This window comes from Streptomyces sp. NPDC101160 (genome assembly GCF_044768205.1).
Classification (GTDB): domain Bacteria; phylum Actinomycetota; class Actinomycetes; order Streptomycetales; family Streptomycetaceae; genus Streptomyces.
Map to the genome: position 1 here is coordinate 16,787 of NZ_JBIWPJ010000012.1, position 14,978 is coordinate 31,764.

Here is a 14,978-nt window from a genome sequence, read left to right on the forward strand (position 1 = left end):
CGCAGGGCGGGACGGGTGGGCACAACGGGACGATGCCCCTTGCCGGGCCTAGGCTCCCCGCGCGTTGACCCGCACCACGAGGGCGCCGCGCGTCGTGGCGGACGTAGGTCCAGGGGGCGGAGGCGCCGCCAAGGGCGCCGCCCCGTGTGCCCACCCATCCCGCCTGGGGGCACCCCCGGACGAAGTCTGGGGGAGGGACGATTGCCCACACGGGGTGGGGCGTGGGCCCCGGCCCGCACGGGGTGGCGGCGGCGGTGCGTGGCCCGCACGCGGCGGCCTCCAGGCGCCCTACGGGCGGCGGCCCCGCGCGGCCTCGGGCGGCAACACCGTGTCGGTAAGTGCACCCCACCCACCGGCGTAGCCTCGAAGGCATGAACTCGTACGGATCCTTCCCCGGAGCGCGGCCGCGGCGGCTGCGTACGACGCCCGCCATGCGGCGGATGGTGGCCGAGACGCGGCTGCATCCGGCCGATCTGATCCTGCCCGCGTTCGTGCGGGAGGGCGTGACCGAGCCCGTGCCGATCTCGGCGATGCCGGGCGTCGTGCAGCACTCGCGGGACACCCTGCGGAAGGCCGCCGTGGAGGCGGTCGAGGCGGGCGTCTCCGGGATCATGCTGTTCGGCGTGCCCGAGGACGCGAAGAAGGACGCGGCCGGTACGGCGGGGACGGACCCGGACGGGATCCTGCAGGTGGCGATCAGGGACGTGCGGGCCGAGGTCGGCGACGACCTGGTGATCATGTCGGACCTGTGCCTGGACGAGTACACCGACCACGGCCACTGCGGCGTCCTCGACGCCGACGGGCGCGTCGACAACGACGCCACCCTGGAGCGGTACGCCGAGATGGCCCAGGTCCAGGCCGACGCCGGCGTCCACGTCGTCGGGCCCTCCGGGATGATGGACGGCCAGGTCGGCGTGATCCGCGACGCCCTGGACACCATCGGCAAGGAGGACGTGTCGATCCTCGCGTACACCGCGAAGTACTCCTCCGCCTTCTACGGCCCCTTCCGCGAGGCCGTCGGCTCCTCGCTGACCGGCGACCGCAAGACGTACCAGCAGGACCCCGCCAACATGCGCGAGTCCATGCGGGAGCTCGCCCTCGACCTCGAGGAGGGCGCCGACATGGTCATGGTGAAGCCGGCCGGCCCGTACCTGGACATCCTGGCCAAGGTCGCCGAATCGGTGGACGTGCCGGTCGCCGCGTACCAGATCAGCGGCGAGTACGCGATGGTCGAGGCCGCCGCCGAGAAGGGCTGGATCGACCGTGACAAGGCGATCTTCGAGACCCTCACCGGCATCCGCCGGGCCGGCGCCCGGATGATCCTCACCTACTGGGCGACCGAGGCCGCCCAGAAGCTCGCCCGCGGCCTCTGAGCCCGGTCCCCGGGCCCGCCCCACGGGCCCGGCCTCTGAGCGCGCGGACCTCCGGTCTCCCGATGCACCCTGGAGAGGTACCCGACAGGTACCTCTCTGGAGGTGGTCCTCATGATGCAGTCCCACACCCTGGTCGGCTGGCACATCGAGACGGAGTTCGAGGAGGAGGGCGACCGCACGCGGGCGGCGGCCATGGTGCGGCTCAGCGACGGCACCGAGATCCGCGGCCACGGCAATGCCAATCGCCACCCCTCGGACCCGGAGCAGTTGCGGGTCGGCGAGGAGATCGCCGGCGCCCGTGCGCTCATGGACATCGCCTCGCAGCTGCTGCAGAAGGCCCACGTCGAGATCGACCAGGTCTCCGGGCGGACCTCCCACCCGATCAACCGCTGAACACGCACGAAGGCCCGGCCGGGGACTCCCGCCCGGGCCTTCGCCGTACTGCCGTCAGAGACGCTCGGGCGTCCGGATGCCGAGCAGCGCCATGCCCTGGTGCAGCGTCCGCGCCGTCAGGTCGCACAGGAACAGACGGTTCTCGACCTGCTCCGGGGTGTCCGCCTTCAGGACCGGGCACTCCGAGTAGAACGTCGTGTACAGCGACGCCAGCTGGTAGAGGTACGCGGCCAGCTTGTGCGGCGCGTACTCCGCGGCGGTCTCGTGGACGAGCTCGCCGAACGAGTCCAGGTGCAGGCCGAGCGCCCGCTCCGAGGCCGCGAGCTCCAGCTCCGGGTGGGCCGCCGGCCTGGCGTCGCCGGCCTTCCGCAGGATCGACTGGATACGCGCGTACGCGTACTGGAGGTACACGGACGTGTCGCCGTTGAGCGAGACCATCTGGTCCAGGTCGAACTTGTAGTCCCGCGCCGCCGACGTCGACAGGTCCGCGTACTTCACCGCGCCGATGCCCACCTGGGCACCCCGCTCGGCGATCTCCTCCTCCGACAGGTCCTGGGCCTTCTCGCGGACGACCGCGGACGCCCGCTCGATCGCCTCGTCCAGCAGGTCCACCAGCCGCACCGTCTCGCCCTCACGGGTCTTGAACGGCTTGCCGTCCTTGCCGAGGACCGTGCCGAAGGCCAGCTGGACGGCCTTCACCTCGTCGTTCAGCCAGCCGGCCCGGCGGGCCGTCTCGAAGACCATCTTGAAGTGCAGCGACTGGCGGGCGTCCACCACGTACAGCAGCGACGACGCCTTCAGGTTCTGCACCCGGTCGCGGATCGCGGACAGGTCCGTCGCCGCGTAACCGAAACCGCCGTCGGACTTCTGGACGATCAGCGGGGTCGGGTTGCCGTCCGGGCCCTTCACGTCGTCGAAGAACACGCACAGCGCGCCCTCGGAGCGGACCGCGACGCCCGACTCCTCGAGCAGGCGGCAGGTCTCCTGCAGCATGTCGTTGTAGCCGGACTCACCGACGATGTCGGGGTCGCGGATGTCCATGTCGAGCTTCTCGAAGACCGAGTAGAAGTAGATCTTCGACTCGTCGACGAACCGCTGCCAGAGCGTCAGCGTCTCCTCGTCGCCCGCCTGCAGCTGCACGACCCGGGCCCTGGCCCGGGTCTTGAACTCCTCGTCGGAGTCGAAGAGCGCGCGGGACGCCTTGTAGAGCCGGTTCAGGTTGGACATGGCCTCCTCGCCGGAGACCTCCTTGTCCGCGCCCTCGGCCTTGTGGTCCAGCTCGTGCGGGTGCTCGATCAGGTACTGGATGAGCATGCCGAACTGCGTGCCCCAGTCGCCGATGTGATGGCGCCGGACCACCTGCTCGCCCGTGAACTCCAGGATCTCCACCATCGCGGCGCCGATCACGGCGGACCGCAGGTGGCCGACGTGCATCTCCTTCGCCACGTTCGGCTGCGCGTAGTCGATCACCGTCGTGCCGGCCGACGGGTTGAACGGCACACCGAGCCGCTCGTCGGCGGCCCGGGCGGCCAGCGTGTCGATGATCGCCCGGTCGGACACCGTGATGTTGAGGAAGCCGGGGCCCGAGACCTCGATCTCCTGCAGCACGTCGTTCGCCGGAATCGACTCGACGACCTTCGTCGCCAGCTCACGCGGGTTGCCCTTGAGCTGCTTGGCGAGCGCCAGGATGCCGTTGGCCTGGAAGTCGGCCCGGTCGCTTCGTCGCAGCAGCGGGTCGGCGGACCCGGCCTCCGGCAGGGCTGCCGAGAGGCCTTCCGCGAGGCGCTGCTGCACGGTCGAAGCGAGGGAAGGGACCGAGGCCATGAGCTTCCGTTCCTGTGAGGAATTCTTACGGGCTGTTTCGCCTGTCAAGTGTCCCATGGGCGGGCAACGAGTTTTCTCCGGCTGTGGACAACTTCCACCCTGTGGACAACCTCGGAGACCGTCGTTCCGTCTGGGACAATGACTGAGGCAGGGCCGAGAGGCCCAGAGCCGTAAGGCTTCGAGGGAACCAAGGAAGAAGGACGAACCGACCGTGGCTCAGAGCAGCACCGAGACCGACTGGGTCTCCCGTTTCGCGGACGAGGTCATCGCCGAGTCGGAGCGACGTGCGCCTGGCAAACCGGTCGTCGTCGCCTCCGGCCTCTCCCCGTCCGGCCCGATCCACCTGGGCAACCTGCGCGAGGTCATGACCCCGCACCTGGTCGCCGACGAGATCCGCCGCCGCGGGTACGAGGTCCGGCACCTGATCTCCTGGGACGACTACGACCGCTACCGCAAGGTGCCGAACGGCATCGCGGGCATCGACGAGTCCTGGGCCGAGCACATCGGCAAGCCGCTGACCTCGGTCCCGGCCCCGGCCGGCTCCTCGTACCCGAACTGGGCCGAGCACTTCAAGGCCGCCATGGTCGAGGCGCTCGCCGAGCTCGGCGTCGAGTACGACCCGATCAGCCAGACCGAGCAGTACACCTCCGGCGCCTACCGCGAGCAGATCCTGCACGCCATGCGCCACCGCGGTGACATCGACGCCATCCTCGACCAGTACCGGACGAAGAAGGCGCCGAAGAAGCAGTCGCAGAAGCCCGTCGACGAGGCCGAGCTGGAGGCCGCCGAGGGCTCCGGCGCCGCCGCCGAGGACGACGGCTCCGGCGGCGGCGCGGGCTACTTCCCGTACAAGCCCTACTGCGGGCAGTGCGAGAAGGACCTCACCACCGTCACCTCGTACGACGACGACACCACCGAGCTCTCCTACACCTGCTCCAACTGCGGCTTCTCCGAGACCGTCAAGCTGAGCGAGTTCAACCGCGGCAAGCTGGTCTGGAAGGTCGACTGGCCCATGCGCTGGGCCTACGAGGGCGTCATCTTCGAGCCGTCCGGCGTCGACCACTCCTCGCCCGGCTCCTCCTTCCAGGTCGGCGGCCAGATCGTCGGCATCTTCGACGGCGTCCAGCCCATCGGCCCCATGTACGCGTTCGTCGGCATCAGCGGCATGGCCAAGATGTCCTCCTCGCGCGGCGGCGTCCCCACCGCGTCGGACGCCCTGAAGATCATGGAGCCGCAGCTCCTGCGCTGGCTGTACGCCCGCCGGAAGCCCAACCAGTCCTTCAAGATCGCCTTCGACCAGGAGATCCAGCGGCTCTACGACGAGTGGGACAAGCTGGAGGCCAAGGTCGCCGACGGCTCCGTCCTCCCCGCCGACGCCGCCGCGTACGCGCGCGCGGCCCGCACCGCCGCCGGCGAGCTGCCCCGCACGCCGCGCCCGCTGCCGTACCGCACGCTCGCCTCGGTCATGGACATCACCGCCGGCCACGACGAGCAGACCCTGCGCATCCTCGGCGAGCTCGACCCGGAGAACCCGGTCACCACGCTCGACGAGGTCCGCCCGCGCCTCGACCGCGCCGAGAACTGGATCACCACCCAGGTCCCGGCCGACCAGCGCACCATCGTCCGCGAGGAGCCCGACACCGAGCTGCTCGGCACCCTCGACGACGAGGGCCGCGAGTCCCTCCGCCTGCTCCTGGAGGGCCTGGACACCCACTGGTCCCTCGACGGCCTGACCACTCTGGTCTACGGCGTCCCGAAGGTCATGGCCGGCCTCAGCCCCGAGGCCAAGCCCACCCCCGAGCTGAAGCTGGCCCAGCGCTCCTTCTTCGCCCTGCTCTACAAGCTCCTCGTCAGCCGCGAGACGGGCCCCCGCCTGCCCACGCTGCTGCTCGCGGTGGGCGCGGACCGGGTGCGCAAGCTCCTCGGCGCGTAAGCGTCACCAGGACACGACGAAGGCCGTCGCCCGCGATCGCGGGCGACGGCCTTCGTCGTACGGTCCGTCCGGCCGGGTCAGGCGATGTGGTTGTCCGCCATCTCCTGGTCGAGGCGCTGGCGCACCAAGGGAGCGATCTGACGCAGCAGCACGACACCGCGCGGGTGATGCACGCCGTACCGCTCGTTCAGCAGTATGTCGAGCTGCTCGATGGTCGGGTACTGCTGCTGCTCCTGCGTGTAGTCGTACATGGCCTTGTAGACCGCTTCCTCGAACAGCTCGATCGGCGGCTCCGGATCGACGTACTCCGGGTACTCCACGAACTCCTCCGGACCCGTCGCCGGCGGAACGTCCTCCGGGCCGAGCGGAACCGGCACCGGAGTCGGCTCCAGGCCCTCCACGATGTTCGGGTTGTACGTGCCCTCGTACGCCTCGGGCGAGACCTGCGGAGCGTCGAACCACGGGCTGTCGTGGTTCACCGGCTGTGCCTGGACCTGCGCCTGAACCTGCCCCTGGGCCTGCGCCTGCGCCTGCGCCTGGACCTGCGCCGGCACCGGCACCTGCGTCTGCAGGGACTCGACGGGCTGCGGCTGCGCCTGCTCCAGCTGCGGAGCGGCCGGCTGCGGAGCAAGCGGCTGCGCGGCCACCTCCGCCACCGCGACCTGCGGCGCCAGCGGCAGCAGCACCGGCTCCACGCCCGCCGCCGCCAGACCCGCCGGCGCCGTCTCCGCCAGCGGAACCCCGAACTTCGCCAGCCGCAGCGGCATCAGCGCCTCCACCGGCGCCTTGCGCCGCCACAGACGCCCGTAACGGGCCTGCAGCCGCGCCTGGTACACCAGCCGATCCTGCTCCAGCTTGATGACCTGCTCGTACGAACGCAGCTCCCACAGCTTCATCCGCCGCCACAGCCGGAACGTCGGCACCGGCGACAGCAGCCAACGCGTCAGCCGCACGCCCTCCATGTGCTTGTCCGCCGTGATGTCCGCGATCCGGCCCACCGCGTGCCGCGCCGCCTCCACCGCGACCACGAACAGCACCGGGATCACCGCGTGCATGCCCACACCCAGCGGATCCGGCCACGCCGCCGCGCCGTTGAACGCGATCGTCGCCGCCGTGAGCAGCCACGCCGTCTGACGCAGCAGCGGGAACGGGATCCGGATCCACGTCAGCAACAGGTCCAGCGCGAGCAGCACACAGATGCCCGCGTCGATGCCGATCGGGAAGAAATACGAGAAGGTGCCGAAGCCCTTGGCGACGGCGAGCGCGCGCACCGCCGCGTACGAGCCGGCGAAACCGATCCCGGCGATCACCACCGCACCGGCGACGACCATGCCGATGAGTATGCGGTGCGTGCGTGTCAGCTGCATCGCGGCCACCCGCGATCCCCTCCCGTCGAACGACATCTCGCGGGCACAGACTGGCACATGTGCGGGAAGCCCGGCCTCCGGGGGAGGCACGGGCTTCGCGCAAAGCGGTACGAACCGCTACGTATCGGCTACTTGTTGGCCGCGGCGACCGCCGCCACGGCCTCCTTCGCCGCCTTCACCGCGCCGTCCGCGATCCACTTGTCCGACGGCGTCTTGGCACCCGCGTAACCGGCACCGTTGTACGAGAGCAGCACCACGACGTTGCCCGTGCGGGCCACGACCGACGCGTACTCGAAGTCCTCGTCGGTCTTGCGCAGCTCGTACGACACCAGGTCCGCCTGGTCGCCGAGGCCCGGCGTCTTCGTCGTCTTCAGGTTCTTCGCGCCCTCGGTCGCCTGGACCTTCGCCAGCTCCTTGGCGTAGTTCTCGGCGGCGCGCTCCTGACCGCTGCCGAGCGTCGCGTCCGACTCGTAGCGGTAGAAGGACACGTCGAGCCAGCGGTAGTTCGAGCCCTTGGTGCCCTTGTCCTCCAGGCCGTTCCAGGAACAGCCGCCACGGCTCGTGACATCACTGGAGGTCGCGGCCGTGCCCTTCTTGTTCTTCGCCTTCGGCACGAGCTCGTCGATCGTCTTCGACGACAGCGACGTGCAGATCTCCGGCAGCTTCGCGAACCTCGCCGGCTCGACCTTCTTCGTCGTCGGCGCCGCCGACGGCGTGACGGCCGCCGAGGACGCGGCCTTGTCCGGCGTGCCCGAGCCCTTGTCCCCGGAGTCGGAGCCGGACGAGCAGCCGGCGGCGACGAGCATCACCGGGACGGCGGCGCAGGCGAGTATGCGGGAGAGTCGCGGGGCTGATCGCTGCATGGTTCCTTCAGTCGCTTGGGCAGTCGCTTGGGCGGCCGGCGGCCGGGCGGCCACGGTACGCCGACACGTTACGTGGTCGGACCCGGTCCGGCGGCGGTCACGGAACGCATCCCGACCGCTACTCCTCCAGCCGGTCGGCCAGCAGACCGGCCAGATTCCGGGCCTTTTCCTGCAGTTCCGCGCGGTCGGGGGCAACGGCGGAGGAGGTCGTCTGCTCCTCGTAGGAGACGGTCACGATGACGTTCGATGTGCGGAACACCACGCTGACGAGCCGCTGCTGCCCGGACGGACCGGTGGTGACGAGCGTGTCGTCGAGGTACGCGGCGTCACCGAGACCGTCGAGCACGCGAGGCTCCAGACCCGCCGACGGCGACACGGCCGGAGGCGTCGCCGCCGTGCTGCTCGCGACCGCGGTCCGGGCGGGCGGCGGGGTGACCGGGCCCTGCGGCGCGTGGGCCGGCTCCTGGCCGGCCATCGGCGACGCGGCGTCGGGGGCGGACGCGGGATCGGTGGACGCGGACGGCGGGGGCGTGGCCCTGGGCTTGGCCGCCGCGGGGTTCGACGCGGGAGGCGACGCCGGGGGCGTCGCGGTCGGCGCGAGCGGCGCGATGCCGGCGCCGGTCTGCTTGCTCGCGAACACCTGCTGCGCCCGGTCGTCGTCGCTGACCAGCGGGTCGTACGAGACCACCCGCTCGATGTCGAGCGTCAGCTGGTGCGTCGCGTCGGGCGTGGCGGCCTTCCAACTGCAGCCCACCCGCCGGTCGGTGTCGAACGTCGCCGCCGCGGTCCCGCGGTAGACGCGGTCGCGCTCGGCGTCGGGCAGCCCGGCGGCACCGGGCAGCAGGTCCTTGAGCGTGGCCCGGGGCACGGCACCGCACGGCTCGAACAGCGTCCGGTAGCGCCCCGGGGGCGCGGCGGAGGCGGCGGCGGGGCCGGCCTTGGAGTCGACGGCGCCGACGTCGGCGGCCGTGCCGGAGGAGCAGCCCGCCAGGCCGATCCCGAGACCGACGGCGAGAGCGACCGCGGAGAGCACGTACGCCTTACGCTGCACGATCCCAGGCTCCCTTCTCCGGACTCCCGGAGGAATCCCCCGAAAACTGTTTGCCGCCCCGCATGGCGCGGTGAACACAATGTGTATCGCACGCACGGCCGTTGATGCCGGTCCGCGGTCACCTGTACGGGCTTTGGCTCCGGTTTTTGCGTTTTCAGACTTTTCGGGGGAAGTAGGAAGTATGTCGTACGTCGAGGTGCCGGGCGCGAAGGTGCCCATCCGGATGTGGACCGACCCGTCCTCCGTCGAGGACGGAGCGATGCGACAGCTGCACAACGTGTCGACCCTGCCGTGGATCAAGGGCCTGGCCGTCATGCCCGACGTGCACTACGGCAAGGGCGCGACGGTCGGCTCGGTCATCGCGATGCACGGCGCGGTGTGCCCGGCGGCGGTCGGCGTCGACATCGGCTGCGGCATGTCGGCGGTCAAGACGTCACTGACGGCGAACGACCTGCCGGGTGACCTGTCGCGGCTGCGGTCGAAGATCGAGCAGGCGATCCCGGTCGGGCGCGGGATGCACCGGGAGATGGTGGACCCGGGGCGGCTGTACCAGTTCCCCACGGCGGGGTGGGGGGACTTCTGGTCGCGGTTCGACACGGTGGCCGATCCGGTGAAGTTCCGGCGGGACCGGGCGGAGAAGCAGATGGGGACACTCGGAGCCGGCAACCACTTTGCGGAGGTTTGTGTCGATATGTCTGATTCGGTGTGGCTCATGCTGCACTCCGGATCTCGGAACATCGGCAAGGAGCTGGCCGAGTACCACATCGGTGAGGCGCAGAAGCTGCCGCACAACCAGGGCCTGGTCGACCGTGACCTCGCCGTGTTCGTCGCCGACACCCCGCAGATGGCGGCGTACCGGAACGACCTCTTCTGGGCACAGGAGTACGCGAAGTACAACCGCGCCATCATGATGGCGCTGTTCCAGGAGGTCGTCCGCCGGGAGTTCCGCAAGGCGAAGGTGACCTTCGACCCGGTGATCTCCTGCCATCACAACTACGTGGCGGAGGAGCGGTACGAGGGCATGGACCTGCTCGTCACCCGCAAGGGCGCGATCCGGGCCGGCTCCGGGGAGTACGGGATCATCCCGGGCTCGATGGGCACCGGCTCCTACATCGTGAAGGGGCTCGGCAACGCGGCCTCCTTCAACTCCGCCTCGCACGGCGCAGGTCGCCGGATGAGCCGGAGCGCGGCGAAGCGGCGCTTCTCGACGCGGGACCTCGAAGAGCAGACCCGGGGCGTGGAGTGCCGTAAGGACTCCGGAGTCGTGGACGAGATCCCGGGCGCCTACAAGCCGATCGAGCAGGTCATCGAGCAGCAGCGGGACCTGGTCGAGGTGGTCGCGAAGCTGAAGCAGGTCATCTGCGTGAAGGGCTGAGCGCCGCGGGTCCCACCCGCGGCGCTCGCCGCGTTCAGGCCGCGGGGTGGCCGGCTGTGTCCGTGTGGTCGGACTGGCTGGAGAATCTGTTCAGGAAGACGTCCCAGCGGCCGTCGGGGCGTTGGGTGAGGGTGGCGCCGTCCTGCCAGATGCCGTTCTCGGGCCACCACTGGGAGCCGGCGGGGTCGCCCTGGTTCTGGTGGATGTTGTGCAGGCCGGCTTCGCCTTCGGGGCCGTCGTCGAAGGGCTCGCCGAAGAACAGGGCGTGCCGGCCCGGGGTCAGCATCGGTTCGAGTGCGGTGGCGGCGTCCAGGTTGGAGCCCTCCTGCCAGGGGCGGGAGCCGAACAGGTCGAGCAGTTCCTGCAGCCAGGACGGCGGGCGGCGCTGGAAGAGGACTCCGGAGCGGTCCACCAGGGCCGGGTGGCGCAGGTAGTCGAGGGCGCCGGAGTCCGGTGTGGACGCGAGGTTGTGCAGGCCCTGGGGGAGCGTCGCGGCCGGGCCGACGGCGGACGCGTCGAGGGTGAAGGTCTTCCAGTGCACGCCGACGTTGGACTGGTGGCTGTCGACGTCGATCGCGCAGTGGTAGCGCCTGCCCGGCGCGTCCACCTCCGCGTGGACGTGGAACCAGCGGCCCTGGTTGTCCGGCCGGTCGCGGTAGTGGCGGTACAGGATTCCCGAGAGCACGCCGTAGTGTTCGAAGGGCATGCCGTCAGTGAAGCACCGCGGGCCGTGACCGGCCCGGCGGCGCTCCGGGCCGGGCCTCGTCCGGGTCAGAGCTCGCGGTGGACCTTGGTGTTGGAGGCCTGGGCGCGGGGGCGGACGACCAGCAGGTCGATGTTGACGTGCGGGGGGCGGGTGCAGGCCCAGGTGATGGTGTCGGCGACGTCGTCGGCGGTGAGCGGCTCGGCCACGCCGGCGTAGACCTTGGCGGCCTTCTCGGTGTCGCCGCCGAAGCGGGTGGTGGCGAACTCCTCGGTCTTGACCATGCCGGGGGCGACCTCGATGACGCGGACCGGGGTGCCGACGATCTCCAGGCGGAGGGTCTCGGCGAGGACGCGGGCGCCGTTCTTCGCGGCGACGTAGCCGGCGCCGCCCTCGTAGGTGGCGTGGCCGGCGGTGGAGGAGAGGACGACGACCGTGCCGTCGCCGCTCGCGGTGAGGGCGGGCAGCAGGGCCTGGGTCATGTTGAGCGTGCCGATGACGTTGACCTCGTACATGCGGCGCCAGTCGTCCGGGTCGCCGGTGGCGACGGGGTCGGCGCCGAGGGCGCCGCCGGCGTTGTTGACGAGGACGGCGAGCGTGCGGAAGGCGGTGGCGAACTCGTCGACGGCGGCGCGGTCGGTCACGTCGAGGGCGTAGGCGGTGGCCTGGTGGCCGGCCTCGGTGATCTCGGCGGCGAGGGCCTCGATGCGGTCCTTGCGGCGGGCGGTGAGGACCACGCGGTAGCCGGCGGCGGCGAGCTGTCGGGCGGTGGCGGCACCGATGCCGCTGCTGGCTCCGGTGACGACGGCGATGGGCTTGCCGGCGGCGGTCATGGGGTGCTCCTCGCGCGTGCGGTCGATTGTGTCGATGGCGTGGTCAGGATAGGACGGGGCGTTCAGCGGCCGCGCGGGGCGTACATGATGACGGCCATGCCGGCGAGGCAGATCAGCGCGCCGGTGACGTCCCAGCGGTCGGGGCGGTAGCCGTCGGCGACCATGCCCCAGGCGAGGGAGCCGGCGACGAAGACCCCGCCGTAGGCGGCGAGGATGCGGCCGAACTCGGCGTCGGGCTGGAGGGTGGCGACGAAGCCGTAGACGCCGAGGGCGAGGACGCCGGCGCCGATCCAGATCCAGCCGCGGTGTTCCCGGACGCCCTGCCAGACGAGCCAGGCGCCGCCGATCTCGAAGAGGGCGGCGACGAGGAAGAGGAGCGCGGAGCGGGCGATGAGCATGGTGGAAGGGTTTCACGGGTGCCGCGGGCGCTGCGGTGTCACGGGCGTCTCGGGACACGCGACTGATGGTTAGTCAGAACATATGGGTATCAGTCGGTATCTTCGGGGCATGAGTGCGATGCGCAAGGTGCTGCTCGGCGTGACCCTGGCCGCTGCCCTGGTGACCGGTACGGGCGCGGGTGCCCGGGCCGCCGGCCCGGAGGCGGATCTGTCCCACCACGGTCACCTCTCCCTCTGGGACGGGCGGCTCGGAGTCCGCCTGGTCAGCGAGAACCACGGTCCTTCGGACGTCTCCCAGGCGACCGTCCGGATCGCCTTCTCCGTGCCGATGGCGGGCGGTCAGGAGCTGCCGCCGGCCTGTCTGTGGAGCAGCGACCGGGTCGTGTCCTGCCGTACGGGCAAGCTGCGGGCGGCCAGCGCGCCCGGCCGGCTCGCGCTCGACCTGCGAACCGCGGGCCGGCCGGACGAGCTGACCGTGGACATCCGCACCGCGTGGCGCGACGGCGTCACCGACGCCAACCCGCACAACGACCGCCACCGCGTCCTGGTCCTCGCGACCGGCGACCCGTACGTCTTCTGACCGGGGTCGGGGTCGGGGTCGGGGTCGCGGCCGGGGTCGGGACCCGGGCCCCCGAGGCCGGGGTCGGGGCCGGGACTCCGGCGGTGGTTACGCGACCGTGTAGCCGTCGGGGCGGACCAGGACGCTGTCGCGGCGGGCCGGGTTCGCCCAGGTGGCCCGTATGACCCGGTCCGCCGTGACCGGTGCCGTACGGGGCAGGGCCGGCTCGGCGCCCTCGGGGGCGACCAGGACGAACTCGCCCTTGCGCAGGACTTCGTAGAGCCGGCCCTCGCGCAGCTTCAGGTCGGGGACGCGGCGTGCGCCGGGGCCGTAGGAGATGTCGATGCCGCTGATCTGGCCCATGGCGCGGGCGGCGGCGGGCTTGACGGTGCCGAGGAGCCGGGCGGCGAGCGTGCGGGCGGCGCGCTGGAGCGGGGTGTGGGCCATGGTGAGCCGGACGATGGCGCCGCTGCTGCGCAGCACGCGGGAGCCGATCGGGTGGCGCTCGGCCTGGTAGCTGTCGAGCAGGGCTTCGGGGTCGGACGCCTCGCCGCGGACGACCGCGGCGAGCTTCCAGGAGAGGTTGGCGGCGTCCTGGAGGCCGGTGTTCATGCCCTGGCCGCCGGCGGGGGAGTGGACGTGGGCGGCGTCGCCGGCGAGGAAGACGCGGCCGGAGCGGTAGGCGGGGGCCTGTCGCTCGTCGCTGTGGAAGCGGGAGACCCAGCGTGCGTCGTGCATGCCGTAGTCGGTGCCGAGGGCGCGGCGGGCGATGGTCCGGAGCTCTTCGAGGTCGACCGGCGCGTCGTCGGGGGCCTGGCGGGTGCGGTCCCAGCCCATCACCCGGTACCAGCCGTCGCCGAAGGGAGCGATGAAGGCGAAGGAGTCGCCGCCCGCCGCGACGGTCAGCAGGTTCTCGGGCTTCTCGGCGAGGCGGACGTCCGCGAGGGCGATGGAGCGGATTACGGACTTGCCCGGGAAGGGCAGGCCGAGCGCGCCGCGCACCGCGCTGCGCACGCCGTCGGTTCCGACGAGGTAGCGGGCGCGGATGGTGACGGGCCGGGAGGGCTCGTGGCCGGACGGTGCGGGGTCGGAGAGTTCGGCGGTGACCGAGCCGGCGTCCTGGCGCAGGCCGCGCAGCTCCGTCCCGTACCGGAACTCCACGCCTGTGGACAGCGCCCGGCGTTCGAGGAGGCGCTCGACCTCGTACTGCGGCGTGATGAGCACATACGGGAAGCGGGTGCGCAGGGCCGAGAGGTCGAGGGCGGCGCGGCCGAACAGGCGCAGCCGGGTGAGCCGGGTGCCGGTGGGGAGCAGTTCGTCGGCGAGGCCGCGGGCGTCGAGCTGTTCCAGGGTGCGGGCGTGCACGGCGAAGGCGCGCGTCAGATTGCTTATGCCGGCGGCGCGCCGCTCGACGAGCGTGACCCGCAGGCCGGCGGCGGCGAGGTCGCCGGCGAGCAGGAGTCCGGTCGGGCCGGCGCCGACGACGAGGACGTCGGTGTCGACCTCGGCGCCGGTGTCGTGCGCAGGGGTGGGAGAAGTGGTGCCCGTGGTGCTCATCGCTGCCTCCAGGGATGCCTGCGTGCCTACGCTTGTTGGCCAACGGATGTTGGTCAACGCTTGTTGGCAAATGTAGGCCGGGCGTGCTGGCGTGTCAACACCTGTTGGCCTACAGTTGTTGGCATGACGACCGCACGCCGCTCCGACGCCACCCGCCACGCGATCCTCGAAGCCGCCCGCGAGCGCTTCGCCGCCGACGGGTACGAGCGCGCGACCATCCGGGCCATCGCCCGCGACGCCGGGATCGACCCGTCGATGGTCATGCGCTACTACGGCAACAAGGAGGGGCTCTTCGCCGCGGCCTCCGCGATCGAGCTGGAGATACCCGAGCTCGGCTCGCTGCCGGCCCGGCACGTCGGCACCACCCTCGTCGAGCACATGCTCGACCGCTGGGAGCGCGACGACGTGCTGACGGGCATGCTGCGGGTCGGCGTCACCAACGCCGCCGGGGCCGAACGGGTACAGGCGATCTTCGCCCAGCAGCTGGGCCCGGTCACCCGCGGCGTCTGCCCCGTCCCGGCCGAGGCACCGCGCCGCGCGGCGCTCGCCGCCTCGCAGATCCTCGGCATGGCGCTGGCCCGCTACGTGCTGCGGCTGCCGCCCGCTGTGGAGATGTCCCGCGAGGAGATCGTGGCCTGGCTGGGGCCGACGGTGCAGCGGTATCTGACGGCGGAGGCGCCGTAGGGCGACGGGGTGGGCTGGGCGCCCGGTGTGGGCCGCCGCCCGGTGCGTCGGCCGCCCGGTGTGGG

The 14,978-nt window shown here is 71.5% G+C and carries 14 protein-coding genes; 6 read left to right on the forward strand and 8 right to left on the reverse strand.

Annotation, left to right across the window (positions count from 1 at the left end; genetic code table 11):
• Nucleotides 1-371: 371 nt before the first annotated feature.
• Entirely contained in the window at nucleotides 372-1,373 is a 1,002-nt protein-coding gene (gene hemB, locus ACIRSU_RS32975) for a porphobilinogen synthase (protein WP_403800153.1), read from the forward strand.
• Nucleotides 1,374-1,484: 111 nt separating this feature from the next.
• Nucleotides 1,485-1,766 carry a DUF1876 domain-containing protein gene (locus ACIRSU_RS32980; protein WP_403800156.1) on the forward strand — a complete coding sequence of 94 codons (282 nt, stop codon included), beginning with the start codon at nucleotides 1,485-1,487 and terminating at the stop codon, nucleotides 1,764-1,766.
• Nucleotides 1,767-1,820: 54 nt separating this feature from the next.
• On the opposite strand, the gene argS is transcribed toward ACIRSU_RS32980, so the two are convergent.
• Nucleotides 1,821-3,590 (reverse strand): arginine--tRNA ligase, encoded by a 1,770-nt coding sequence (gene argS / locus ACIRSU_RS32985; RefSeq protein ID WP_403800159.1) that lies wholly within the window; start codon nucleotides 3,588-3,590, stop codon nucleotides 1,821-1,823.
• Between the two features lie 211 nt (nucleotides 3,591-3,801).
• On the opposite strand from argS, the gene lysS reads away from it, so the two are divergent.
• Nucleotides 3,802-5,523, forward strand: coding sequence for a lysine--tRNA ligase (lysS, locus tag ACIRSU_RS32990; RefSeq protein WP_403800160.1), 1,722 nt, complete (start codon nucleotides 3,802-3,804; stop codon nucleotides 5,521-5,523).
• 77 nt (nucleotides 5,524-5,600) lie between these two features.
• Here the strand turns inward: lysS and ACIRSU_RS32995 are convergent, their stop codons facing one another.
• From ACIRSU_RS32995 to ACIRSU_RS33005, 3 genes are all read right to left on the reverse strand, one after another.
• Nucleotides 5,601-6,899: a DUF2637 domain-containing protein gene (locus ACIRSU_RS32995; protein WP_403800163.1), complete on the reverse strand. Its 1,299-nt coding sequence runs from the start codon at nucleotides 6,897-6,899 to the stop codon at nucleotides 5,601-5,603.
• Nucleotides 6,900-7,018: 119 nt separating this feature from the next.
• Entirely contained in the window at nucleotides 7,019-7,753 is a 735-nt protein-coding gene (locus ACIRSU_RS33000) for a DUF3558 domain-containing protein (protein WP_403800166.1), read from the reverse strand.
• A gap of 118 nt (nucleotides 7,754-7,871) precedes the next feature.
• Entirely contained in the window at nucleotides 7,872-8,804 is a 933-nt protein-coding gene (locus tag ACIRSU_RS33005; RefSeq protein WP_403800168.1) for a DUF3558 domain-containing protein, read from the reverse strand.
• Nucleotides 8,805-8,985: 181 nt separating this feature from the next.
• On the opposite strand from ACIRSU_RS33005, the gene ACIRSU_RS33010 reads away from it, so the two are divergent.
• On the forward strand, nucleotides 8,986-10,179 hold the full coding sequence (locus ACIRSU_RS33010) for an RtcB family protein (protein WP_403800170.1): 1,194 nt from the start codon (nucleotides 8,986-8,988) through the stop codon (nucleotides 10,177-10,179).
• 34 nt (nucleotides 10,180-10,213) lie between these two features.
• Here ACIRSU_RS33010 and ACIRSU_RS33015 read toward each other — a convergent pair whose 3' ends face one another.
• The 3 genes from ACIRSU_RS33015 to ACIRSU_RS33025 form a co-directional block, all read right to left on the reverse strand.
• Nucleotides 10,214-10,885: a DUF2278 family protein gene (locus tag ACIRSU_RS33015; RefSeq protein ID WP_403800173.1), complete on the reverse strand. Its 672-nt coding sequence runs from the start codon at nucleotides 10,883-10,885 to the stop codon at nucleotides 10,214-10,216.
• 65 nt (nucleotides 10,886-10,950) lie between these two features.
• The gene (locus ACIRSU_RS33020) at nucleotides 10,951-11,715 is read right to left on the reverse strand and encodes an SDR family NAD(P)-dependent oxidoreductase (protein WP_403800176.1); all 765 of its coding nucleotides are present in this window, start codon (nucleotides 11,713-11,715) and stop codon (nucleotides 10,951-10,953) included.
• A 62-nt stretch (nucleotides 11,716-11,777) separates the two neighbouring features.
• Nucleotides 11,778-12,113, reverse strand: coding sequence for a YnfA family protein (locus ACIRSU_RS33025; RefSeq protein WP_403800179.1), 336 nt, complete (start codon nucleotides 12,111-12,113; stop codon nucleotides 11,778-11,780).
• Nucleotides 12,114-12,222: 109 nt separating this feature from the next.
• Here ACIRSU_RS33025 and ACIRSU_RS33030 point away from each other — a divergent pair, with 109 nt between their 5' ends.
• Nucleotides 12,223-12,693, forward strand: a complete 471-nt coding sequence (locus ACIRSU_RS33030) for a hypothetical protein (RefSeq protein ID WP_403800182.1) — start codon at nucleotides 12,223-12,225, stop codon at nucleotides 12,691-12,693.
• An 87-nt stretch (nucleotides 12,694-12,780) separates the two neighbouring features.
• Here the strand turns inward: ACIRSU_RS33030 and ACIRSU_RS33035 are convergent, their stop codons facing one another.
• Entirely contained in the window at nucleotides 12,781-14,229 is a 1,449-nt protein-coding gene (locus tag ACIRSU_RS33035) for an FAD-dependent monooxygenase (RefSeq protein WP_403800183.1), read from the reverse strand.
• A 123-nt stretch (nucleotides 14,230-14,352) separates the two neighbouring features.
• On the opposite strand from ACIRSU_RS33035, the gene ACIRSU_RS33040 reads away from it, so the two are divergent.
• A complete protein-coding gene (locus ACIRSU_RS33040) occupies nucleotides 14,353-14,913 on the forward strand; it encodes a TetR family transcriptional regulator (RefSeq protein WP_403800186.1) in 561 nt (186 codons plus the stop codon).
• Nucleotides 14,914-14,978: the final 65 nt, after the last annotated feature.